This is a genomic window from Mesorhizobium sp. WSM4840 (genome assembly GCF_055811755.1).
Genome location: NZ_JBVVQD010000015.1, coordinates 60,524 through 84,357, shown reverse-complemented (window position 1 = coordinate 84,357; position 23,834 = coordinate 60,524). Strand labels below are relative to the sequence as shown.

The window sequence follows — 23,834 nt, the reverse complement described above, 5'->3', positions numbered from 1 at the left end:
TTTTGCCCCACTTCATGAGCCGCGTCACTCTTGCTCGTCGGCGCGGCTGCGCCGTGAGCCGGCTATGCGCGCCACGAGATCGGCAAGCTCGGTGGGCTGGAAAGCGCCGGCCCCTATCCCGCCGGCAAGTTCCTCGCTGCCCAAGGGCAGAACCGCGCTTCCAAAACCCAGCTTTTCGGCTTCCTTCAGGCGCTGCTGCGCATGCGCAACCGGCCTCACGGCGCCCGAAAGGCTGATTTCGCCGAAATAGACGCAATCGGCGGGAAGGGCAAGACCGGTGAGCGAGGAAACCAGTGCGGCCGCTACCGCCAGATCGGCAGCCGGCTCCGAGATACGGTAGCCGCCGGCGACGTTGAGATAGACGTCATGCGTGCCGAAGCGGACGCCGCAATGGGCTTCGAGAACGGCGAGGATCATTGACAGCCGGGCGCCGTCCCAACCGACGACGGCGCGGCGCGGCGTGCCCAGCGACGACGGCGCCACCAGCGCCTGGATCTCGACCAGCACCGGGCGGGTGCCTTCCATGCCGGCGAAAACCGCGGCGCCCGGCGCCTTCGCATGGCGTTCGCCGAGAAAAAGCTCGGACGGATTTGCGACCTCGCGCAGGCCCATATCAGACATTTCGAAGACGCCGATCTCGTCGGTTGGTCCGAAGCGGTTCTTGACCGTGCGCAGGATGCGGTAGTGGTGGCCGCCTTCGCCCTCGAAATAAAGCACCGCGTCGACCATATGCTCGACGACGCGCGGCCCGGCGATCTGGCCTTCCTTGGTGACGTGGCCGACGAGCACGATCGCCGCGCCTGTGGATTTCGCATAGCGGATCATCGCCTGGGCGGCGGCGCGCACCTGGGTGACGGTGCCGGGAGCCGAATCGGCCATGTCGGTCCACAAGGTCTGGATCGAATCGAGGATCACGAGGTCCGGCCGCTTGCCGTCGGCGATGGTGGCGAGGATGTCCTCGACATTGGTTTCGGCGGCAAGCTCAACCGGGGTCGAGGCGACGCCGAGCCGCTGCGCACGCAGCCTGATCTGGGCAACCGCCTCTTCGCCCGAGACGTAGACGATGCGGTGGCCCTTGGACGCCAGTGCTGCGGCAGCCTGGGTCAACAGCGTCGACTTGCCGATGCCGGGATCTCCGCCGACCAGAAGGGCCGAGCCGCGCACGAAACCGCCGCCGGTGGCGCGGTCGAGTTCGCCGATGCCGGAGACGATACGCGGCGCATCCTCGATATCGCCGGACAAAGTCGTCAGCACCACGGCGCGGCCCTTGCGGGCATTGCGGGTGTTGGCCGGACCCGAGCCGATGCCGCCGGACGTGCCTTCTTCGACCAGCGTATTCCACTCGCCGCAGGCATCGCATTTGCCGGCCCAGCGCTGATGCACCGAACCGCAATTCTGGCAGATGAACTGGATGCGGGATTTAGCCATGGAGCCGCACCCAGTTTTGAATGGTGGCTGACTGGAACTGTCCACGTATCCGAGCGTGGTTTGGAGAGTGTGGATGCAATTCAGTGCTTCTTGGCGTGAGCGCGGACTTCGGCAAGCGCCTCGTCGAGCAACTCAGGATTGGGCGGTAACATCTGCGTGTCGTAGATGGAGATCATACCTTGTGTCTGGCCGGCAAGTTCAGGCAGGCCTTTCCGCGCCTTCTCATCAAATCCGTCAACATAAAACAGGAAATGCTGGCCGGTTAGGACGGGTACACCACATCCTCCCATGATCAGCGTGGTCGTAGAGATCGTACCACTCGCTTCCGGCTTGCCCTTGAACACCTCGATTGTCTCGTAGCGTACGTTAACCAGTATCCGGCCATCGCCCGCGTCGGCTGGGACATCCCCAAGCTTTGTTGAACTAAGCTCCGTGGCTGTCACCCGGCCATGGAACACCAAGGCCGCCTCTGCAAATGCTCGCTGCGGCGTCCAGCCGGCAGGCATGGAACAAGCGGAAGCGATCCCGGGCAAGACAGCCGCGCCTAGGAGCGCGTGAGCAAGAGAGGCCGGAAACCCGAAACGGTTACCCATGTCTACTCAAACCTCTCCGCAATATGATGCTCTTCGGCGAGGTCGGAGAAGCGGGTGAACTCGCCCTGGAAGGCGAGGCTGACCGAGCCGGTCGGTCCGTGGCGCTGCTTGGCGACGATGACCTCGGCCTTGCCGCGCATCTCGTTCATCTCGTGTTCCCATTTGATGTATTCGTCGGTGCCCGGCTTCGGCTCGCGGTTCTTCAGATAATATTCCTCGCGATAGACGAACATCACCACGTCGGCGTCCTGCTCGATCGAGCCCGATTCACGCAGATCCGAAAGCTGCGGGCGTTTGTCGTCACGGCTTTCGACCTGGCGCGACAGCTGCGACAGCGCGATGATCGGCACGGCAAGCTCCTTGGCCAGCGCCTTCAGGCCGGTGGTGATTTCGGTGATCTCCTGCACGCGGTTCTGCGAGGATTTGGCACTCGAACCCTGCATCAGCTGGATATAGTCGATGACGATGACGTCGAGGCCGCGCTGGCGCTTTAAACGACGCGCGCGGGCAGACAACTGAGCAATAGAAATGCCGCCGGTCTGGTCGATGAACAGTGGGATCTTCTGCATGGTCTGCGAACAGGCGACTAGCTTTTCGAAGTCCATCTCGCTGATCTCGCCGCGACGGATTTTTGACGACGGGATTTCGGTCTGCTCGGAAATGATGCGGGTGGCGAGCTGTTCCGATGACATTTCGAGCGAGAAGAAGCCGACGACGCCGCCATTGGCCGCCTTGAACGAGCCGTCGGCCTGTTGCGCCGGCACATAGGCCTCGGCGATGTTGAAGGCCATGTTGGTGGCAAGCGATGTCTTGCCCATGCCGGGGCGGCCGGCGATGATGATCAGATCGGACGGCTGCAGGCCGCCCATCCGGCGGTCGAGATCGCGCAGGCCAGTGGCGACGCCCGACAGGTGCCCGTCGCGCATATAGGCGGCGTTGGCCATGTCGACGGCGGTTTTGACCGCGTCGGTGAAGCTCTCGAAGCCGCCATCATAGCGGCCGGTTTCGGCCAGTTCGAACAGGCGCCGCTCGGCATCCTCAATCTGCTCGGACGGCGACATGTCGACCGGCGCATCATAGGCGATGTTGACCATGTCTTCGCCGACGGTGATCAGCGCGCGTCGTGTGGCCAGATCATAGATGGCGCGGCCGTAGTCGGCGGCGTTGACGACGGTGACCGCCTCAACGGCCAGCCGCACGACATATTGCGCGACCGTCATGTCGCCGACCTTCTCGTCGGCCGGCAGGAAGGTCTTCAGCGTGATCGGAGTCGCTATCTTGCCCATACGGATGAGCTCGGCGGCTACTTCAAAGATCTTGCGATGCAGTGGCTCGTAGAAATGGCCGGATTTCAGGAAGTCCGAGACGCGGTAGAAGGCGTCGTTGTTGACGAGGATGGCGCCGAGCAGCGCCTGCTCGGCCTCTATGTTGTTCGGCGCCTCCCGATAGAGTGGTGTTTCCGCCACGCCGAATTTTCGCGCTGCCTCTGCCATGATGTCCCCGATTTCGATCCCGGTCTTTCGATATCAGAACGGGATAAGTCGGTGATGACATATCTGCATCAGTCCCCGTCCAATCAGCTTTGGTGCCCGCGATTCACAGCCGAGGTTTTTCGGTGGAAAGAATCTTGATTGACTCGAATCAAGACGGCGAGCTTAGCCGTTCTCGGGCGAGAACAAAACAGGAAAATAGCTGCCAATCACTCCGGCAGCGCGTCGCCCCAGCCCAGCCGCCGGGCGGCCTTGAACACATCGCCGTCGCGCTTGGTGAACAGTTTCTCATCGGCACTGCCGTCCTTTTCGCAAAGTTTCAGCAGGACCTTGCCGGAGCCTGATTTCGGCGGTGCGATCACACGCGCCTGCGGTGGGGCAACAGCTTGGCGGGAGGCGGCGAGATAGATGAATTTCTCGTCCTCCCATGGCACGTCGGCGTCTTTGGCCAGCCGGTGCAGGCGCGAACGCGCGACGCGCTGCGAAAAATGGCACCAGTCGGGCGGCACGAGCGGGCAGGGCTCCTCATGCGGGCAAGGCGCAAGCACATGCGCTCCCGCCTCGATCAGTTGCCGGCGCACGGCAAGAATGCGCTGCCATCCGGCCGGCGTGCCCGGCTCGACGACCAGCAGCGTGTCGTCGGTCAGGTGCCAGAGCCGGTCGATGAGTTTTGGCAGCGACGCCGGTCCGATCTCGTCCAGCACATAGGCGCAGGTGACCAGCTCGGCCGGCTTGAGATCGGCAAGGTCGATGGTGACATCGCCGGCCAGCCAGGCGATCCTGGCCGTCATCGCCTCAGTGGCAAGCGCCTCGCCGACCCGGCGCACCGCGGCGCTCGCCTCGATCAGCACCGCCTGCTCGAGGTCGGGCCAGAGATCGAGCGCAGCCCAAAGCACGGTACCAGGGCCGGCGCCGACATCGAGCAGGCTTTTGGGCGCATAATCGGGCCTTGGCTCGCTGACCGCATCGAGGCTGGCATGGACGGCGGCATAGGTTGCCGGCAGCCGCGTCGCCAGATAGGCCTTGACCGCCATCTCCTCGGCCATGTGCAGGCGCCCGTCGCGCAGTTCGGCGCGGTAGCGGTCCGACAGCGTTTTTGCCGCTTGCTTCAGCGTCGGCAGCGGCACTTTTTCGAGGAGGCGCTCGACGCCCTGTCGAAGCGGGATAGGCAGTTCCATAGCTCAGGCACCCCGAGGTGCGAGCAGGATGACCGAAGCGCCAACGATGCAGAGCGCGGAACCGGCGAGGTCCCAACGGTCGGGGCGAACGCCTTCCACCAGCCACAGCCATCCGAGCGAGGCGGCGATGTAAATGCCGCCATAGGCAGCATAGGCGCGGCCCGCCGCGCTGATGTCTACCAGCGCCAGCAGGAAGCCGAACAAAGCGAGCGAGACCAGGCCCGGCGCCAGCCACAACGGTGACTTTTCCAGCCGCCACCACGCCCAGATCGAAAAGCAGCCGGCTATCTCGGCAAGGGCAGCAACGATGTAGATGAGATAGGTCATGAAAAAAGGTCCCGCGGCGACGACGAGACCTTTTTCAGCGTGCCGGCCGGCAATGGCAAGCGGCAATGGCGTGATCGTCGACAGTCTATTCCGTATCAGCCACCTTGCGGCGCCGCGCGGGCTTGGCGGCAGGGGCTTTTGGGCGATGTCCCATGTCGCGCATCTCCAGCGCCTTCTCGCATTTAGCCATATAGTCGCGAGACATCGGCAGCGTGTCGTTCTTCTTGGCAATCTGGATCTGGAAGATCACCAGATCCTGCCAGCGGAAGGCTGCTTCCGAGGCCCCCAGGTAGAACTCCCACATGCGGCAGAAACGCTCGTCATAGATCGCCTTGGCCCTGTCGCGATTGGCGGCGAAGCGCTCGCTCCAATGCCTCAGCGTCTCGGCATAATGTAGCCGCAGGATTTCGATGTCGGTGACGATGAGGCCCGACTTTTCGATCGCAGGCATTACTTCAGAGAGCGAGGGTATGTAGCCGCCGGGAAAGATGTATTTGCGGATGAAGGCGCTGGTTGCCCACGGCGCGCCGGAGCGGCCGATCGTGTGCAGCAGCATGACGCCGTCCGGCTTCAAAAGCGTCGCCGATTTGTCGAAGAAGGTGCGGTAGTGGTTGACGCCGACATGCTCGAACATGCCGACCGAGACGATGCGGTCGAAGCGCTCGTTGAGCTCGCGATAATCCCTCACTTCGAAATGCACGCGGTTTTCCAGCCCCTGCGCATGGGCGCGGTCGGTGGCGACGCCATGCTGTTCGGTCGACAACGTCACACCTTGCACGTCGACGTCGAAGGACTTGGCGAGATAGATGCCGAGCCCGCCCCAGCCGGAGCCGATGTCGAGCACCGTCTGGCCGGCCTTCAGCCTGAGCTTGGCGGCGATGTGGCGCTTCTTGGCGGCCTGGGCCTCATCGAGCGTCATGTCCGGTTGCTCGAAATAGGCGCAGGAATACTGCATGTCCTCGTCGAGGAAGAGCCGGTAGAGGTCGCCCGACAAATCATAGTGGCGCTGCACGTTACGGCGCGCGCGCGCCGCCGTGTTGATCTGCTGCAGGCGGCGGAAGGCGTGGCGCAGGCCCTCGATCGCCTTCGACCAGGTGGCGTCGATGCCGCCGCTACCCATGTTCTGGAAGGCGATGCGCATCACCCCCAGCACGCCGCCCTCGAGTATGTCGAGTTCACCGTCCATATAGGCTTCCGGCACCGCCAGCATCGGATCGAAGGTGATGGCGCGCTCGGCATGCGCGGTCTTGATGTGCATGTGCACCAGATCGCCGCTGCCGTCGCCGAAGATCACCGAGAGGCCTTTCGGTCCGGTGACTTTGAGATTGCCGGTGCGCACCAGGCGGTCGAGAATGCGTTTCAGCAGAATATTCATGACCAATGTCCCCTCTCGGTCAGACACGCTGTCTTGGCGCATGACCCCGAAAATCGAAATCGATTTTCGGAAAGGATCATGCGCCAAACCAAAGTTCTACAGAATCCTTTCCGCGTCCAAAGGACGCGCGGCGCTGTAGTCTGCCTCAACATATAGGGGTTCGAAAAGTTCCTTTTGGCACAAAAATGCCCAGGCGAGGGGCCTGGGCATTGGTCCAGAAATGATTGGAAGCCGACGAAACGTTTTAAAGCGCCGCTCTGACGCTTGTGACGTGCAATCAGCCGTTGTCTTCGCCGCCTTCGAACTCGGCATTGGGGTCGAAGAAGTTGTCCGGGCGGGCATTGTCGTTGATGTCTTCGCCATAGATGGCTTCGGCGGTGGTCAGCGTCTCGCCCTTGGCCTGGCGCTCGGCTTCGTCGGCCGTGCGGGCGATGTTTAGCGTGATGGTGACCTCGACTTCCGGATGCAGCGCGATCGCCACATTGGTAAGGCCGATGGTCTTGATCGGCTGGTTGAGCAGGATCTGGTTGCGGTTGACCGAGAAACCTTCCGCCGTCAGCAACTCGGCGATGTCGCGGGTCGACACCGAGCCGTAGAGCTGGCCGGTTTCGCCGGCCGAACGCACCGCGATGAAGCTCTTGCCGTCGAGCTTTTCCGAAATCTGCATGGCCTCGGACTTGCGCTCGAGGTTGCGGGCTTCGAGCTGGGCGCGCTGGCCTTCGAATTTCTTCTTGTTGGCTTCGTTGGCGCGCAGCGCCTTGCCCTGCGGCAGCAGGAAGTTGCGGGCGAATCCATCCTTGACCTTGACGGTATCGCCCATCTGACCGAGGCGGGAAACGCGCTCGAGAAGAATGACGTCCATGGTTTTGTTCCTTCGTTTGGGCGCCAAATCGCTGGCATCGACGCCGAATTGTTTGGAACAGGTCAGGAAGCTGAGGGCGTCGCCGCCTGTGTCGCTGTCCTGCCTGTCGCGGCAGTTAGAGGTCTTCACCTCAACCCGGGATTTGATGGCAACCCCGCGGCGCCCGTCGCCGTGGGAAAAGCGGGCGGCGAACCGCCCGCTGAAAGAGTGCTAGCGAACCACGTAGGGCAGCAGGCCGAGGAAGCGGGCGCGTTTGATCGCCTTGGCGAGCTCGCGCTGCTTCTTCTGGCTGACGGCGGTGATGCGCGACGGCACGATCTTACCGCGCTCGGAAATGTAGCGCTGCAGCAGACGTACGTCCTTGTAGTCGATCTTGGGCGCGTTGGCGCCGGAGAACGGGCAGGTCTTGCGGCGGCGGTGGAACGGGCGCCGGGTCGGGATCTGGTTGATGTCGACCATTATTCTGCACCCCCTTCAACACCTTCGCGCGGACGGCGCGGACCACGTTCTGCACCGGCGTCGCCACCGAAGCTGCGCGGCGGGCGATCGCCACGGTCGCCGCGATCGCGGTCGCCGAACGAGCGCGGGCCGCGGTCACGGTCGCCGAAGCCGCCGCGTTCCGAGCGCTCCTCGCGCTTCTGCATCATCGCCGACGGGCCTTCCTCATGCGCATCGACCTTGATGGTGAGGAAGCGTAGCACATCCTCGGACAGGCCCATCTGACGCTCCATCTCGTTGAGTGCGGCCGGCGGGCAGGTGATGTCCATCAGCGTGTAGTATGCCTTCCGGTTCTTGTTGACCCGGTAGGTGAGGGACTTCAGTCCCCAGTTCTCGACCCGGCCGACGGACCCGCCATTCGCGGAGATGACGCCCTTGTACTGTTCGACAAGCGCATCGACCTGCTGCTGCGAGAGGTCCTGCCGGGCAAGAAACACATGTTCGTAAAGAGCCATATTGTTCTATTGCCTTTCTTCGTTTCTCTCCCGGTTCCCGGCGGCAAAAGCCTCTGCAACTTCTCTGACCCGCCGATCCCTAGGGGGCGGGGAAGAAAGGAGCATGACGAGACGGTCGAGAGCGGAGACACGGGAGGCGGAAGCGCTTCTGGCTCCACACGAAGGTTTCGAAAAAACCTCCGGCCCTCCGTTCAGCCCCCAGCAAGGACCGGCAGATTGCGGGCGTCTATACAGGAATTTGGCCGCAAGGCAAGGGCGAGCCGAAAATCCGCCGCCGCGAGGGCGACATGTCGCGGCATCTTCAGCTTGTATGCGGAACGAGCTTCTTCACCGTTTCCGGGAAGAAATCGGGCGCTGCGCGGCGCTTGCCGAACATCATGTCGTATTGCAGCAGACGGAAATCGCGAATGGCCGGGTCGATTTTCTTCTTGCGCGCCCAGTCCGGCGTGGCCTCGCCCGCCGGCGTCATCAACAAATTGCGGTCGACGACGCTGTAGCGCTCGCGCATCTGGCCGAGGAAGCCGGTGTAATAGGGGTGGCTGATCCCGGCCGTGGTCAGGACATGGTAGGGCAGAAAGACTGGACTGACAGTGCCCATGTCCGCGACCGGACCGGTGCGGTTGGACCATACGATCAGCGGTGTTCGGTGATGCAGCAGCATCTGGTCGGGCGGCTCCTTGCGTGGCGCGACGTTATCCTTGAGGAAGCCGGTCTCGACATAGACAGGACCGAGCGGCGGCAGATGGTCGCCGAAGAAGGCGATGACCGTCGGTCGCCGCCGGTTCTTCGCCCATTCGACAAGGCGCTCGAGGCTCTTGTCGGCGTCGGATGCGCCTTCCGTGAAGCTCAGCAGCGAATCCTTTGCCCACTGGCTGGTCGGAGCCTGCACCTTGTGGGTCGGATTGTAGTAGCGATTCGGTTCGTAGGGTCCGTGGTTTTGCAGGCTGACGGCGAAGTAGAAGAACGGATTGTCCGTGGCGTCGGCTTCGCGGATGATCTCGTCGGTCATTGCCGCGTCCGACGCTAGCGGCCCGCGCTTTTCGAGATATGGCATGTTTTCTTCGGACTTGAAGTCATCGAAGCCGAACTCCGCATAAACCGGCGTTCGGTTCCAGAACCAGCTTGTGCCCGGATGGATGGCGCGCGTCTCATAGCCCTGGCTCTTCAGGAACGTTGCCATCGACGGCACCGGCGCGCGGACATATTGCTGGTAGGGGATGCTGCCGGCCGGCAGGAAGGCGTTGGAAAGGCCGGTCAGCGCCTCGAACTCGACATTGGCGGTCATGCCGCCGAATTCGGGCGAGAATACGTGGCCAGAGCGCAGCGCCCGCACGTTGGGAATCGGATCGGGCGTGATGGTGACGCCGGGCAGTTCGGTCGGATCCCAGAAGGATTCGCTCATGACGATGATGATATCTGGCTTCTCGGTCGGTACCGATGCCTTCACATCAGGCCTTTCGATCGCCGCGATCGCTTTGTCGGAGTAGCCGGCAGGCGCGGGGACATGGGCCATCGGCACGTTGAGCGCGAAGGCCAGTGCGAAGCCGTTGGAGGCGTAATTTTCTTTCTGGTCCCACATGATCGGGATGATTTGCAGCCGGTCGCGGGTCCACGAGAACGTCGCGTAATCCATGATCGACACGAAGAAGGCGAGCAGCGGCACGGTCAGCGTCAGCCTGGCCAGCCGCCCCTTGCGACCGAGCGCCGGTACCCGGCGGCGCCACAGCCGCCAGCCATAAACGAGCAGCGAGAGGCTGCCAACGATGCCGACCGCCAGAGCGATGGCGGTTCCCGGACGTTCGCGCACCAGAAGCGGCATCAGCGCTACGATCTGGCGTGAATAGAGGAAATCGGTCGGATAGAGCGGATCGCCGAGATAAAGCGATTTCTGATGGCCGACGAAGGCCAGCGCCAGGGTCAGCGGCGCGACGATAATCAGGCTCTGGTGGCTGCGGCCGAGCACTGCGTCGAGGCCGATCAGAATCAGCGCGAAGATGATGATGGTGGTCCAGCCCGGCTTGAAGGGCTGCAGGAAGAATGCGACGGTACCGGCAAAGTCGCCGCGCACGATCAGTTCGATCGCAAAAACCAGGATGGTGGCGGCGAGAAGGCTGACGAGGCCATAACGGATAACAGGCCATTTCCGGCCCGGCAGATAGCCGGTGGCCGGATCGCCTTCCAGAAACTGTGGCGCGGCTTTGCCAGCGCCCTTCCTAGTCCTTGCCACCTTACAATTCCCCCGACCATACACAAAAGCGTCATTGAGCTGTCATCGATATGTCACGAAAAGCTAGCGCCTGTGGCTGAAATAAGAAGAGCCAGCAAACGAATCGTGAGCGATTTTCATCATGAGTGATCGATAAAAAGCCTTTTGGAACAGGTACTCGGCCAGCAATACCGAGCCGGAGTGGCCCGGGTCGGGCCGATACCGGACTTGACTTGCCCGCCCGCCTTGCGTCACAGGCAGGAAAAAATCAGCCGGTTGGGAGCCACACATGGCCGTTGCATTCACCTTTCCGGGACAGGGCAGCCAAGCTGTCGGCATGGGCAAGGACCTCGCCGACGCCTTTCCGGAATCGCGGAAGATCTTCGAAGAGGTCGACGACGCGCTCGGCGAAAACCTGTCGAAGCTGATCTGGGAAGGGCCGGAAGAGACGCTGACGCTGACCGCCAATGCCCAGCCGGCGCTGATGGCTGTGTCACTTGCCGCGATCCGGGCGCTGGAATCGCGCGGCTTCTCGCTGAAGGACAAGGTCGCCTATGTCGCCGGCCATTCGCTCGGCGAATATTCGGCGCTTGCCGCCGCCGGTTTCGTTTCGGTCGCCGATGCCGCCCGGCTCTTGCGTATCCGCGGCAATGCCATGCAGGCGGCAGTGCCGGCCGGCGAGGGCGCCATGGCGGCGATCATCGGGCTGGAACAGGCCGATGTCGAAGACGCCTGCGCTGAAGCGGCCAAAGGTTCAGCCAAAGATTCAGTTTGCCAGATTGCCAACGACAATGGCGGTGGCCAACTGGTGATCTCCGGCGCCAGGGCGGCGGTCGAACTGGCGGCGAGGCTGTGCACGGATAAAGGCGCCAAGCGGGCGCTGATTCTGCAGGTCTCGGCACCTTTCCATTCGGCGCTTATGGCACCGGCGGCCAAGGTCATGCGCAATGCGCTGGCCGAGGTCACGAAGAACGCGCCGTTGGTGGCCGTAGTCTCTAACGTGTCGGTCACCCCGTCCAGCGATCCGGACGCAATCGCCCGCCGCCTGGTCGAACAGGTGACCGGCCGCGTGCGCTGGCGCGAAACGGTGGAGTGGTTCGGCGCAAATGGCATTGCGACACTTTACGAGGTGGGCGCCGGCAAGGTGCTGTCGGGACTGGCGCGGCGCATCAACCGCGATATCGCCACCGGCGCTGTCGGCACGGCGGCGGATGTCGAGGCGGCGCTGGCGGCGCTCGCATAACCGCCGAGATTTGACCCCACCCGTGTAGGGTGTTCTCTTAGATCAGGAGACAAGACATGTTCGAATTGACCGGCCGCAAGGCGCTCGTCACAGGCGCATCGGGAGGCATCGGCGAGGCTATCGCCAGGGTGCTGCATGCGCAGGGCGCCGTTGTCGGCCTGCACGGCACCCGCGTCGAAAAGCTGGAGACGCTGGCGGCCGAGCTCGGCGAGCGGGTCAAGCTGTTCCCGGCGAACCTTTCCAATCGCGACGAGGTCAAGGCGCTCGGCCAGCAGGTCGAGGCCGATCTCGAAGGCGTCGATATTCTCGTCAACAATGCCGGCATCACCAAGGACGGTCTGTTCGTACGCATGGCGGACGCCGACTGGGATACGGTGCTCGAAGTCAATCTGACCGCCGTGTTCCGGCTGACCCGCGAACTGACCCATCCGATGATGCGGCGCCGGCATGGCCGCATCATCAACATCACCTCTGTGGTTGGCGTCACCGGCAATCCCGGCCAGACCAATTACTGCGCCTCCAAGGCCGGCATGATCGGCTTTTCCAAGTCGCTGGCGCAGGAGATCGCCACCCGCAACATCACCGTCAACTGCGTCGCTCCGGGCTTCATCGAATCGGCGATGACCGACAAGCTCAACGACAAGCAGAAAGAGGCGATCATGGCAGCGATCCCGACACGGCGCATGGGCACCAGCGCCGAAGTCGCTTCCGCCGTCGCCTACCTCGCTTCCAACGAAGCTGCCTATGTCACCGGCCAGACCATTCACGTGAATGGCGGCATGGCGATGATTTGACAGTTGCGGGAAAACACCCCTTTTCGCCTTGGACCCAGGCCGATTTTCGTGTAATGCGGCCCGCAACCCGGCGGTTCGGGCAAAAACCGGCCCGGTGCTGTTGCGTTTCCGGCCGGACCATCTTTCAGCTTGATTAGCGGCATTCTGCCCGCTAACGAAGACAGACAAACAAAAGACGAGGATGCCCAAATGAGTGACACCGCAGAGCGCGTCAAGAAGATCGTTATCGAGCACCTTGGCGTCGATGCCGACAAGGTGACGGAGCAGGCGAGCTTCATCGATGATCTGGGCGCGGACAGTCTCGACACGGTCGAACTCGTCATGGCGTTCGAAGAAGAATTCGGCGTCGAGATCCCGGACGATGCGGCCGAAACCATCCTGACTGTTGGCGATGCGGTGAAGTACATCGATAAGGCTTCTGCCTGACGCTATTTGCAGTCATCACCGAGGAGGACCTGCGATGAGGCGTGTCGTCGTCACGGGCCTTGGGCTGCTTTCGCCCTTCGGCGTAGGCTTCGAGCATGGCTGGAAGGAGCTTCTTACCGGCCGCAGCGCAGCCAAGCGCATCACCGAGTTCGAGGTGGAGGATCTTGCCTGTAAGGTCGCCCACGTCATTCCGCGCGGTAATGGTGAGGACGCCACCTTCAATCCCGAGGCCGTTCTCGAGCCGAAGGAACTGCGCAAGATCGGCGACTTCATCCTCTACGGGCTCGCGGCCGCCGACGAGGCGCTGAAGGATTCGGGGTGGGCACCGAAGACGCATGAGGAACAGTGCGCCACCGGCGTGCTGATCGGCTCCGGCATCGGCGGCATCGAAGGCATCGCCGAGAACGCGTTGATCCTGAAGGAGCGCGGACCGCGCCGCATCAGCCCGTTCTTCATCCCCGGCCAGATCATCAATCTCGTCTCCGGCCAGGTTTCGATCCGGCATGGGCTGAGAGGCCCCAACCACGCCGTCGTCACCGCTTGCTCCACCGGCGCGCATGCCATCGGCGACGCCGCTCGGCTGATCATGTGGGGCGATGCCGACGTGATGGTCGCGGGCGGCACCGAGGCGCCGGTGACGCGGCTGTCGATCGCCGGTTTCGCAGCCTGCCGTGCGCTGTCCACCGACCGCAACGACGCTCCGGAAACGGCCTCGCGTCCCTATGACCGCGACCGCGACGGCTTCGTCATGGGCGAAGGCGCCGGCGTCGTCATTTTGGAGGAACTGGAACACGCCAAGGCACGCGGCGCCAAGATCTATGCCGAGGTCACCGGTTACGGCCTGACCGGCGATGCCTATCACATCACCGCGCCGGCCGAAGATGGCGACGGCGCCTTCCGCTGCATGGTTGCGGCGCTGAACCGGGCCAAGCTGACGCCCGCAGACGTCGACTACATCAACGCGCACGGCACCTCGACCATGGCCGACACGATCGAGCTCGGCGCCGTCGAGCGGCTGGTAGGCAATGCCGCGTCGAAAATATCGATGTCGTCGACCAAGTCGTCGATAGGCCATCTCCTGGGTGCGGCGGGCGCCGCCGAGGCGATCTTTTCGATCCTCGCCATTCGCGACAACATCGCGCCGGCCACCATCAATCTCGACAACCCGGAGCGCGAAACGGCGATCGACCTGGTGCCGCACAAGCCGCGCGCCCGCCAGGTCGACGTGGCGCTGTCCAATTCCTTCGGCTTCGGCGGCACCAACGCCTCGCTGGTCTTCCAGCGCTACAATGGCTGACCGGTCCGCCGACCGGCACGGTCTATGCGTGCCGTCAATTTTGCCATATTCGCCCCTACTGTGCCCAAGGGGATTCGTTGCACGATCAAACGGTAGGGCGCCATGAGCACAAATTCGGCGGACAATGGGGAATTCGGGCAACGGTCCGCACCGTCGGGTCCGATCATGCCGAAGACGGCCAGCGAAGCATTGCGGCCTGAAGCCGGCACGCCGCCGCCCAAGCGCTCGCGCGCCTCGCGCAGCCAGTTCGTCGTGTTTATGAACTTCGTCATCTCCTTGGTGATGCTGTTGGTTCTGGCGGCCGGTTTTGCATTGTATTTCGGCAAGCAGGAATTCAACGAGCCCGGCCCGTCGGCCAATGCCGACACCTTCCTGGTCAAGCCGAACACCGGCGTCCAGGAAATTGCAGAGCAGCTCGAGCGGCGCGGACTGATCAGCGACGCGCGCATCTTCCGCCTTGGCGTGCGTGCCTTTGGCAATGATTCGGAACTGAAGGCCGGCGAATACGAGATCAAGCCGCAGGCCTCCATGCGCGACATCATGGAGTTGCTGAAGAGCGGCAAGTCGGTGATGTATTCGCTGACCGTCCCCGAGGGACTGACGGTCGAGCAGGCGCTGCAGCGCATCGCCGATCAGGCAGCGCTCGACGGCGATATGCCGGCGACCATTCCACCCGAGGGCAGCCTTGCCACCGACACGCTGCGTTTCACCCGCGGCGCGACACGCCAGCAGATGGTCGAGAAGCTTTTGGCGGATCAGAAGAAGCTGGTCGAGGATGTCTGGCAGCGGCGCGCCGCCGATCTGCCTCTGGCCAATGTCGACGACTTCGTCATCCTGGCTTCGATCGTCGAGAAGGAGACGGGCAAGGGCGACGAACGCTCACGGGTCGCCGCCGTCTTCCTCAACCGGCTGGCCAAGGGCATGCGGCTGCAGTCCGATCCGACCATTATCTACGGTCTGTTCGGCGGCAAGGGCAAACCCGCCGACCGCCCGATCTACCAGTCGGACATCAAGAAGCCGACGCCCTACAACACCTATCTGATCAATGGCCTGCCGCCGACGCCGATCGCCAATCCCGGCCGTGCGGCGCTGGAGGCGGTAGCCAACCCGTCGAAGACCGACGACCTCTATTTCGTCGCCGACGGCACCGGCGGTCACGTCTTTGCCGCGACGCTCGCCGAGCACAATGAGAACGTCGCCCGTTACCGGGCGCTGCAGAAGAAGCTGGCCGACGAATCCGCCAAGGCCGGTGCTGCCAAGGCCGACGCCGCCAAGGTGGAAGGTCAGACCGATGCGCCGGTTGACGGCGGCGATGGCGATGCGGGAGCGGCGCCGCAGTAGCGCCGGACGGTTCTGGGATCGTCCCTCCGATTCGTTGACGGCAGCGGACGTGCTGATTTTGAGATCAGGAGCGTCTGCGTCCGATCCGGCGCGAAGAGGCGCTCCGGCATTTTGAAGCCGCGCATGATCTGGCCCGGAACCGCTTCCGGGATCATGCGCCAGGGGGAAGCAAGGGCATTATGAATTTGCAGAGCATGACCGGTTTTGCGCGGGCCGTCGCCGAACATGACGGCACGTCGATCGCCTGGGAGGTCAAGTCGGTCAACGGCAAGAGCGTCGAGGTCAGGCTGCGGCTGCCGCAGGGCCTCGAGCGACTGGAGCCGGCCGTCAGGCAGACGGTGCAAAAGCGCTTTGCGCGCGGCAATTTCCAGGCAACGCTGACCGTCGGCCGCGCCGCCGGCCAGCAGGCGCAGCCAGTGGTCAACGAGGTCTTCCTTAGGGATCTGGCACGGCTGGCCAAGCGGCTGCAGGAGCAGTTCGGCGCAGCGCCTGCGACAGCCGACGGGCTGCTTTCGCTACGCGGCGTGCTCGACATCCCCGAAACCACCGAAACCGAAGAGGCGCGGGCGGTGCTCGACAGCGCAATTCTCTCGGCGCTCGAAGTGGCGCTGGGCGGGCTGGAGCAGGCACGCCAGGGCGAGGGCGCCGCCCTGCGCTCGCTACTGTCCGGCCATATCGACGCTATCGAGGCGCTGACGCTGCGCGCCGAGGCCGATCCGTCGCGCGAGCCGGCGGTGATCCGCGAACGGATTGCCGAGCAGGTTCGGCTGCTGATGGATGCCTCCGCCAATCTCGACGCCAGCCGGTTGCATATGGAAGCGGCGTTCCTGGCCACCAAGGCCGACATCCGCGAGGAGATCGATCGGCTGAAGACGCATGTGGCGTCCGGCCGGGTGCTGCTGGCAGGCGGCGGCGCCATCGGCCGCAAGCTCGATTTTCTGGCGCAGGAATTCAACCGCGAATCGAATACGCTGTGTTCGAAGTCGAACGCCGCTGGTGTCACCGCCATAGGGCTGGAGCTGAAGGCGGTGGTCGACCAGTTTCGCGAACAGGTCCAGAATCTGGAGTAACCCTGATGGTTGCCAAGGAGCCTATGGTTGCCAGGGATTTGGGTTCCCGCATTCGCCGCCGGGGTCTGATGCTCGTGCTGTCGTCGCCGTCCGGCGCCGGCAAGTCGACGATCGCGCGCAATCTTCTGGAGAGCGATTCCAGTCTCGAACTGTCAGTCTCCGTCACCACGCGGCCACGCCGCGGCAGCGAGATCGAGGGCGTCCACTATCATTTCCGCACCATGCGCGAGTTCGAGCGGCTGCGCGATTCAGACGAACTGCTCGAATGGGCCGAAGTGCATGGCAATTGCTATGCGACGCCGCGTGAACCGGCCGAACTGGCGCTGGCACAGGGCCGCGACATGCTGTTCGACATCGACTGGCAGGGCGCCCAGCAGCTCAAGGAGAAGATGCGCGCCGACATCGTCTCGATTTTCATCCTGCCGCCCTCGATGAAAGAATTGAAGGCGCGGCTGAAGCGCCGCGCCGAGGACCAGGAATCGGTGATCGAGACGCGTCTGAAGAACGCCCGCAACGAGATCGAGCACTGGAAGGAATATGATTTCGTCATCATCAACGACGATCTCGACCGTGCCTTCGCCGAAGTGCGCGGCATCGTCACCGCCGAGCGGCTCAGACGCGATCGCCGGCCCGGCCTGTTCGATTTCGTCTCGGCGTTGCTCGACGAGAAGACGGACTAGGGGCCGGCGCAATCACACCGCGTTGGTCAGTCGCACGAATTCCTCGACGCTCAAGGTTTCCGCCCGCCGCGTCGGATCGATGCCGGCGCGGCTGAGCAGGGCTTCGCCGCCGAGGCTCTTGACGCTCTGCCGCAGCATTTTGCGGCGCTGGCCGAAGGCCGCTTCGGTGACGCGGCTGAGCTTCTTGACCTCGGCGGGCAGGGGACTCGCCCGCGGCACCAGATGCACCACCGACGACACAACCGTGGGCGGCGGCGTGAACGCTTGCGGCGGCACGTCGAAAGCGATTTTTGCCTCCGTCCGCCAGCCTGCCAGCACGCCCAGCCGGCCATAGGCATCGCTGCCGGGGCGGGCGACGATGCGCTCGGCCACCTCGCGCTGGAACATCAGCGTCATCGATGCGTAGAAGGGCGGCCACTCGGCGACGGTCAGCCAGCGTATCAAAAGTTCGGTGCCGATATTGTAGGGCAGGTTGGCGACGATCCTCACAGATCCATTGCCCCCATGTGCCCCTTTGGCAAGCGCTGCAAAATCCGTCTTCAGCGCATCGCCGGCAATGATCTCCAAACGGCCCGGATAGTGATCTGACACCTCCACGAGCGCTGCCAGGCAGCGCTCGTCGCGCTCGATGGCGATGACCCGACCGGCGCCGTGGGAAAGCAGCGCCCGGGTCAGGCCGCCGGGACCCGGACCGACCTCGATCACCGTGGCGTCCTTCAGGTCGCCGGCGGCGCGCGCGATCTTGCCGGTCAGGTTGAGGTCGAGCAGGAAATTCTGGCCGAGCGCCTTTTTCGCCTGCAGCCCATGGCGTTCGATCACCGTGCGCAACGGCGGCAGCCCGTCGATGCTCATGCGACCGCTCTCATGCACAGGCTCATGCGGCGGCAGCCCTCGTCCCGGTGTCGGCAAGCCTGCGGGCGAGCCTTAGCGCCGCGATCAGGCTGTCGGCCCGGGCTATGCCCTTGCCGGCGATATCGAAGGCGGTGCCGTGATCCGGTGAGGTGCGGATGAAGGGTAGGCCGAGCGTGACGTTGACCGCCTCGTCGAAGGCCAGCGCCTTGGCCGGGATCAGCGCCTGGTCGTGATACATGCACAGCGCCACATCGTAGCCGGCTCGGGCGCGGGCATGGAACAGCGTGTCGGCCGGCAGCGGCCCGAAGGCGTCGATGCCCTCCGCCCTCAGCCTGTCGACCGCCGGGCGGATGATGCGCTCGTCCTCGGCGCCCATCGCGCCGCCTTCGCCGGCATGCGGATTGAGGCCGGCAATGGCAAGCCGCGGCTTGGCGATGCCGAAGCGGTGTTCGAGGTCGGCGGCGGTGATGCGGGCGGTCGCGACGATCAACTCCGTCGTCAGCGTTTTCGGCACCTCGCGCAGCGCAATGTGGATGGTGACCGGAACCGTGCGCAACTCGGGACCGGCGATCATCATCACCGGCATCGCATCTGCGCCGGTGTGGAGCGTCGCCAGATGCGCCAGATATTCGGTGTGGCCGGGGAAATGGAAGCCGGCATCGTAGAGCGGCTTCTTGGCGATCGGGCACGTGACGACTGCTGCTGCGCGGCCGCCAAGGCAGTCGTCAACAGCGCGGTCGATCGCCTCGATGATGCCGGCGGCGTTGGCTGGGTCCGGCCGGCCGGGGCTGTCGACGAAGCGGATGGCAAGCGGCATGATGGGCAGCGCGCGTGTAAAGACGCGCGCCGCTTCGGCTGGCATTGTCTCCGTGATTGGCACATCGGCGCCGAGCAGGCGCGCCCGTGCGGCGATCAACGCCGGATCGGCGATAAGATAGAAGGGCGGCACACCGGCGCTGTCGCGCGCCTGCCAGGCAGCAATGGCGATTTCCGGCCCGACGCCGGATGGATCGCCGGCGCTCAGCGCCAGCGGAAGCTCTGCCTCTGGCGACTTCAGCGCTCAACGATGCGGGCTTTCTTCCGCAACTCCTCGACATACTTCTTGGTGAGCTCGTCGGCATCCTTGCCGCTCGAGCCTTCGCTCTGGAACACCATCTGGGCGGCCTTGTCGTCGGACACTTCGCGCGACGAGCAGATGCCGATGAACTCGACGCCGCGGTCTGTTTCGCGCGTGGCGGTGGCGCCGCCGACCTTGGTGGCCTTGATCTGGTCGGCCCAGTCCGGCGGCAATTGCGGCGCCAGTATCCGGCCGAGATCGCGAACGGTGACGTCGATCAGGCCCTTGGCAAATTCGCGCGAGGTGTTGCAGCCGTTGAAGCGGGCGCGCATGGCGTCGGCCTCGCGTTTGCGCTTGGCCAGCGTCGCGCTGCGCTCGGCCGCCGGCACGACGAAGATGACCTGCTGCAGCATGTACTCCATGGCGGTTGGCTTGGTGCCGCCATTGTCGAGCATGCGCCTGACCACGTCCTGCTCGCTCATGGCGCCGCCGCTGTCGGAGCGATGGCGCGCGGTCAGCGCCTGGTTCCAGGCCATCTGGGAGCGGATGAATTCCTTGAAATGCTCCTTGCCGACGCCGGACTGCGCCATGACGCCGTCGAGTTGCTTGAGCTGCATCTTGTTGGTCGTGGCAAAGCGCTGATAGGCGGCGTCGACCTGGGCGTCGCTGATGCGGATGCCGAGACGCTTGGCTTCGGCGACGCGCAGCGTCTGCTCGATCATCTCCTCGGCGGCGTCGCCTTTCTTGCGCTGCAGGCGCAGGAAGGCAGCCCGATGCTGGATGTCGCCGGTGGTGATCGGTACGTTGTTGACGACGTATTTTATCTGGCTGGCGAAAGCCGGCGGCGTCATCATGGTGATCGAGGCCGAGGTCGCCGCCACCAGCAGCGCGAACCCTGCCGAAAAGAGGTATTTCCTCATCGAAAGCATCCCAATTCTATCTCGGTTCCGGCCCAATTCTATCCCATTTTGAGGGAGCTGGAATCCGTGCCTGCCCTATGCGGCGAAACGATGTCGTCAGAAGCGATGTGCGTCCACTTGGACGTACAAGATACGCTCTGACACTTTGAATCGTGCTTTCCGAAAATCAATTCCCGATTTCGGGCCGATGCGTTGGCCGGCCGCCCGTTCCGATCGTCTGCTGCTGGCCAGTCGTCTGCTACTGGACAGTGTCGATGGAACTTTGTGTCGAGCCGAAATCGCCGAGCGTGCGGAACGACAGGTTGAAACCGATGTTCTGCGACACTTCCTTGGTGCTCAGGTCGCGGGATTCCGAGAATGTCATCAAGTAGGTGAAGCATGAATCACTATAGGCAAAGCCGACCCCGTCCTTGACAAGGACGCTTTGCTCCAGATCGTAGGTGCCGGTTCCGAAGACACGCCAGTTCTCTGCAAGTTGCGTCGACGCGCCGAGCGTGACCTCGTGGCGATCGGTCGTGAAGCCATAGAGTGGCTGCGCCTGGATGAAGGCGTATTTGGCACTGAACGAAATCGGCAGGCCGGAATAGGCTGCCTTCACCTCGGCGCGGCGAACCTCGAAGCTCTGCTCGTCGAAGCGGCCGCTGACCGAGCCGGAAAGCCCCCTGGGGCTGTTGAAGCCGACAAGGCCGACATAATCGGAGGTCGCGTTCTCGAGGCCCGAATCGGCGCCGACGTTGACAAGGTCCGGCGCCGCGAAGGAGTTCTGGCCGTCAATCTGGTAGGATTGGCCGAACAGCGCGTTGGTGCTCCAGCCATTGTCATAGGCGCCGGAATAGCGCAGCCCGATATTGGCGCGCGTGCCGCCTTCCAAGCGGTCGTAACCGGAGAACTTGTCGCGCTCGAACAATGTCGTGGCGTCAAAGACGAAGCTCTGCGCGTCCTCGTTGGGGACAGCGAGGCCGCCGACATATTGCTCGTTCGGACGCACGAACACCTGCGCCATCGGCTCGAAGATGTGGCTGGAACTGGTCGACGAGAACAGCACCGGCCAACGCATTTCCAGCCCGGCGGTCGCCATGAAGCGGGCGAGCGACGATCGCATATCGTCGTCGACGCCGAGGTTAGACGCCATCTGATTGATGGCATTGAGCGATCCCGAAGAGGCATTGACATAGCCTGCGTCGCCGCGCAGCGCCAGCAGCGGCGTCAGCAGCAGCCCACCATCGGTGGTGAAGGTGCGCTTCCATTCCGCTTCGGCGGTGAGACGGCCCGACTGGCCCTCGATGCCGCGGACTCTGTTGACGGATGCATTGTTGTTCGGATCGGCAAGGACCGTATCCAGCCTGTCGCGGCTGATGGTCTGCGCGTTGACATTGAACGACAACTGCCCGCCGCCCACCGCCATGTCGGGGATGTAGGCGTAGTCGAGCGAGGGCAGCACCCAGGGCTGCTTGCCGGCGAGTGCGGTCGGATCGTCAGGGAGTGTCTCTTCCTGGACCTCGAAGCGCATGGCGCGCACGTCGAAATAGTTGCGGCCGTTGAGGCCGGTCAGGTAGATCGAGGAGCGATGCACGCTGTCGTTGAAGTCCTCGATGGCGTAGGTGCGTGAGAAGTTCTTGTCGGTCTGCAACAGGACATCCCAGCCGAAGTCCCAGCGCGGATTGATAGCGAACTGGCCCTTGGTGCCCATCATGCCGCGAAACTTGTTCGGGTCGCCGGGCGCACCCGAATCGACATTGTGCCCGTCGCTGTTGATGAACTCGTCGGGATCCTCTTGCCGGATGCCGGCGATCTTCAGGCTGTACTGGCCGTTGTTGAAGCGCTGGCGCCACTCGGCTTCGCCGAGGAAGCCCTGCTTGGTATAGCCGCTGCCGGTGACGGTGAGATCGTAAGTTGGTGAGAGCGCGAAATAATAGGGAACTTTGACGCCGATGCCGAGATCGCTCTCGTAGGCGATGCCTGGAATCAGGAAGCCGCTCTTGCGCTTGACGGTCGGGTCGGCAATCTCGAAGGCCGGCAGATAGGCGAGCGGAAAGCCGAAGAACTCGAAATTCGAATTCTCGAAGCGAACCGTCTTCTTTTCGCCGTTCCAGATGATCTTTCTGGCCTTGATGCGCCAGGTAGGCGCTTTGTCCGGTTTGTCCTCGCACGGCTCGCACGCCGTGTAGACGCCGTTGTGGAACGTCGTCAACACGCCGCCCATGCGCTCCGCGCTTTCGGCGGCGAAATAAGCCTTGTCGACGGTTTCGACACGCAGCGCGTTGACGAAGCCGTCGGCGAAATCGTCGGTGATGTCGACGTGCTGCGAATAGATCTTGGTGCCGTCGCTGTTGATGACCTCGACATTGCCGCTGGCGACGAGGCGTTTGGTGTTGCGATTGTATTCGACCCGCTGGGCGACGAGGCGGTTGCCGCCGTAATCGATCTGCACGCCGCCGACGGCCGTCACTGTCTGGTTGTCGTTGTCATAGACCAGCGTATCCGCCGCCAGCAGCATTTGCGAGCCGGCGGGAACGTCGGCTGCCATGTCGCTGATATCCTGGGCAAAAGCCGGGATATTCGGGACGACGCAAGCGAGCAGGCATGCCAAGGCGCTCGCCCCATAGAGGCGCGCCAAACCGGCCTGCCTATGGATGCGTAAAACCGCCCCCCTCACTAGCCGTCTTCCTTGTACAGCAAGAAAGTCACCCCGAAGAACATAGCCACGACAACCGGAACCCATGCAGCCACGACTGTGGGTACGAATCCCGCCACGCCGAATGCCTTGACCAGCACTGTCACGACATAAAGCAGAAACCCGGCCAGGACGCCACCCAGAATCATCGTTGCGGATTGGCCCATCCTCGCAAATCGCATCGACACCGTTGCGGCGATCAGCGTCATGGCGACGAGAAGGAACGGCAGCGCCACCAGCGAATCGAACTGCATGGCAAAGGCATTTGCCTTGAGGCCGAAGGAGCGGGCAACCTCGATCTTGCCGGGCAGATCGTAGAAAGGAATGGTTTCCGGGCGCGCCAGCCGCTCTTGCACGAATTCGGGCTTGAGATTGGTCGGCACCCGGTCGCTTGCCACCGACTGGATGTTGCCGTCCCGGAAAACCTTGACGTCCTGCAGTTCCCAGTAGCCGTCCCGCAAAAAGGCGTGCGCCGCGTCCTTGCGTTCGACGATGTCACCTTGCGGGTTGAGGACGAAGAAGACGGCGTCGGCCATCTCCAGGCCCTGATTGAGAATGGCGCGCGCGCCGATGATGGTATCGCCGGAACTGGTTTTCTGCCGGATCCAGGGCTCGGCGTCGGCCGAGACGGTGGTCGACTTGCCGGAGCGGAGCTGGGTTTCGATTTTTTCGGACCAGGAAAACGCATGCGCAGCGATCGGGTTGATGACGCCGACCGACAACACCCCGAACAGCAGCGCCCCGATGCAGCACGGCAGCAGGAATTGCCATGCGGACACACCGGCCGAACGCGCGATGACCAGTTCATATCTGCGGTTGAGCGAGACCAGCGTTGCCATCGCCGAGAACAGGCCGACGAAGGGCACCGTCTGCAGCATGATCATCGGCATCCGCAACCCTGAAATGGCGAACGCCGTGCCGTAGGTAAAACCCGGCAAGCCGGTCGTGCGGCCGGAAAGCTCGGTGAAGTCGATCAGGAACACAAGCGCCAGGAGGCCGATGAAGAACCAGATGGTGATCGTCACGTAGCGGAAGAAGAAGTATCTGCCCAGAGTCCAGCCCATTAGC

The 23,834-nt window shown here is 63.4% G+C and carries 22 protein-coding genes; 7 read left to right on the top strand and 15 right to left on the bottom strand.

The features are described from left to right. Nucleotides 1–24 precede the first annotated feature (24 nt). The 10 genes from radA to AC0L3I_RS20520 all read right to left on the bottom strand — a co-directional run bounded on the left by radA (nt 25) and on the right by AC0L3I_RS20520 (nt 10,433). The gene (gene radA, locus AC0L3I_RS20565) at nt 25–1,428 is read right to left on the bottom strand and encodes a DNA repair protein RadA (protein ID WP_292397778.1); all 1,404 of its coding nucleotides are present in this window, start codon (nt 1,426–1,428) and stop codon (nt 25–27) included. An 80-nt stretch (nt 1,429–1,508) separates the two neighbouring features. Beyond that, on the bottom strand, nt 1,509–2,021 hold the full coding sequence (locus AC0L3I_RS20560) for a hypothetical protein (protein ID WP_473486685.1): 513 nt from the start codon (nt 2,019–2,021) through the stop codon (nt 1,509–1,511). A gap of 2 nt (nt 2,022–2,023) precedes the next feature. Continuing rightward, on the bottom strand, nt 2,024–3,514 hold the full coding sequence (locus AC0L3I_RS20555) for a replicative DNA helicase (protein WP_123149771.1): 1,491 nt from the start codon (nt 3,512–3,514) through the stop codon (nt 2,024–2,026). A 206-nt stretch (nt 3,515–3,720) separates the two neighbouring features. Continuing rightward, nucleotides 3,721–4,689: a small ribosomal subunit Rsm22 family protein gene (locus tag AC0L3I_RS20550; protein ID WP_473528036.1), complete on the bottom strand. Its 969-nt coding sequence runs from the start codon at nt 4,687–4,689 to the stop codon at nt 3,721–3,723. Between the two features lie 3 nt (nt 4,690–4,692). Beyond that, nucleotides 4,693–5,016, bottom strand: coding sequence for a YnfA family protein (locus AC0L3I_RS20545; RefSeq protein WP_091590534.1), 324 nt, complete (start codon nt 5,014–5,016; stop codon nt 4,693–4,695). An 85-nt stretch (nt 5,017–5,101) separates the two neighbouring features. Beyond that, on the bottom strand, nt 5,102–6,391 hold the full coding sequence (locus AC0L3I_RS20540; protein ID WP_473486687.1) for a class I SAM-dependent methyltransferase: 1,290 nt from the start codon (nt 6,389–6,391) through the stop codon (nt 5,102–5,104). A gap of 277 nt (nt 6,392–6,668) precedes the next feature. Beyond that, nucleotides 6,669–7,253, bottom strand: coding sequence for a 50S ribosomal protein L9 (gene rplI / locus AC0L3I_RS20535; protein WP_095496637.1), 585 nt, complete (start codon nt 7,251–7,253; stop codon nt 6,669–6,671). 210 nt (nt 7,254–7,463) lie between these two features. After that, nucleotides 7,464–7,712, bottom strand: a complete 249-nt coding sequence (gene rpsR / locus AC0L3I_RS20530; protein ID WP_006203718.1) for a 30S ribosomal protein S18 — start codon at nt 7,710–7,712, stop codon at nt 7,464–7,466. After that, nucleotides 7,712–8,206, bottom strand: coding sequence for a 30S ribosomal protein S6 (gene rpsF, locus AC0L3I_RS20525; protein WP_292204681.1), 495 nt, complete (start codon nt 8,204–8,206; stop codon nt 7,712–7,714). The genes rpsR and rpsF overlap by 1 nt, the downstream gene beginning before the upstream one ends. A gap of 301 nt (nt 8,207–8,507) precedes the next feature. Continuing rightward, nucleotides 8,508–10,433, bottom strand: a complete 1,926-nt coding sequence (locus AC0L3I_RS20520; protein WP_473528035.1) for an LTA synthase family protein — start codon at nt 10,431–10,433, stop codon at nt 8,508–8,510. Between the two features lie 268 nt (nt 10,434–10,701). On the opposite strand from AC0L3I_RS20520, the gene fabD reads away from it, so the two are divergent. The 7 genes from fabD to gmk all read left to right on the top strand — a co-directional run bounded on the left by fabD (nt 10,702) and on the right by gmk (nt 17,263). Next, nucleotides 10,702–11,655 carry an ACP S-malonyltransferase gene (gene fabD, locus AC0L3I_RS20515; RefSeq protein WP_473528034.1) on the top strand — a complete coding sequence of 318 codons (954 nt, stop codon included), beginning with the start codon at nt 10,702–10,704 and terminating at the stop codon, nt 11,653–11,655. 56 nt (nt 11,656–11,711) lie between these two features. Beyond that, a complete protein-coding gene (fabG, locus tag AC0L3I_RS20510; RefSeq protein ID WP_473486691.1) occupies nt 11,712–12,449 on the top strand; it encodes a 3-oxoacyl-[acyl-carrier-protein] reductase in 738 nt (245 codons plus the stop codon). A gap of 189 nt (nt 12,450–12,638) precedes the next feature. Continuing rightward, on the top strand, nt 12,639–12,875 hold the full coding sequence (locus AC0L3I_RS20505) for an acyl carrier protein (protein WP_006203723.1): 237 nt from the start codon (nt 12,639–12,641) through the stop codon (nt 12,873–12,875). Nucleotides 12,876–12,909: 34 nt separating this feature from the next. Then, nucleotides 12,910–14,172 carry a beta-ketoacyl-ACP synthase II gene (gene fabF / locus AC0L3I_RS20500; RefSeq protein ID WP_473528033.1) on the top strand — a complete coding sequence of 421 codons (1,263 nt, stop codon included), beginning with the start codon at nt 12,910–12,912 and terminating at the stop codon, nt 14,170–14,172. A gap of 102 nt (nt 14,173–14,274) precedes the next feature. Beyond that, nucleotides 14,275–15,513: an endolytic transglycosylase MltG gene (mltG, locus tag AC0L3I_RS20495; RefSeq protein ID WP_473528032.1), complete on the top strand. Its 1,239-nt coding sequence runs from the start codon at nt 14,275–14,277 to the stop codon at nt 15,511–15,513. A 179-nt stretch (nt 15,514–15,692) separates the two neighbouring features. Continuing rightward, on the top strand, nt 15,693–16,583 hold the full coding sequence (locus AC0L3I_RS20490) for a YicC/YloC family endoribonuclease (protein WP_473486694.1): 891 nt from the start codon (nt 15,693–15,695) through the stop codon (nt 16,581–16,583). Between the two features lie 5 nt (nt 16,584–16,588). After that, nucleotides 16,589–17,263 carry a guanylate kinase gene (gmk, locus tag AC0L3I_RS20485; protein ID WP_473486695.1) on the top strand — a complete coding sequence of 225 codons (675 nt, stop codon included), beginning with the start codon at nt 16,589–16,591 and terminating at the stop codon, nt 17,261–17,263. Between the two features lie 12 nt (nt 17,264–17,275). Here gmk and rsmA read toward each other — a convergent pair whose 3' ends face one another. The 5 genes from rsmA to lptG all read right to left on the bottom strand — a co-directional run bounded on the left by rsmA (nt 17,276) and on the right by lptG (nt 23,830). Beyond that, a complete protein-coding gene (rsmA, locus tag AC0L3I_RS20480; RefSeq protein WP_473528031.1) occupies nt 17,276–18,115 on the bottom strand; it encodes a 16S rRNA (adenine(1518)-N(6)/adenine(1519)-N(6))-dimethyltransferase RsmA in 840 nt (279 codons plus the stop codon). 22 nt (nt 18,116–18,137) lie between these two features. After that, nucleotides 18,138–19,172 carry a 4-hydroxythreonine-4-phosphate dehydrogenase PdxA gene (gene pdxA / locus AC0L3I_RS20475; protein ID WP_473486771.1) on the bottom strand — a complete coding sequence of 345 codons (1,035 nt, stop codon included), beginning with the start codon at nt 19,170–19,172 and terminating at the stop codon, nt 18,138–18,140. Next, complete coding sequence (locus tag AC0L3I_RS20470) at nt 19,169–20,101, bottom strand: peptidylprolyl isomerase (RefSeq protein ID WP_473528030.1); 933 nt, start codon at nt 20,099–20,101, stop codon at nt 19,169–19,171. Before AC0L3I_RS20470 ends, pdxA begins: the two co-directional genes overlap by 4 nt. Nucleotides 20,102–20,330: 229 nt before the next feature. Further along, complete coding sequence (locus AC0L3I_RS20465) at nt 20,331–22,619, bottom strand: LPS-assembly protein LptD (protein WP_473486698.1); 2,289 nt, start codon at nt 22,617–22,619, stop codon at nt 20,331–20,333. Between the two features lie 128 nt (nt 22,620–22,747). Continuing rightward, nucleotides 22,748–23,830 carry an LPS export ABC transporter permease LptG gene (lptG, locus tag AC0L3I_RS20460; protein WP_473486699.1) on the bottom strand — a complete coding sequence of 361 codons (1,083 nt, stop codon included), beginning with the start codon at nt 23,828–23,830 and terminating at the stop codon, nt 22,748–22,750. Nucleotides 23,831–23,834: the final 4 nt, after the last annotated feature.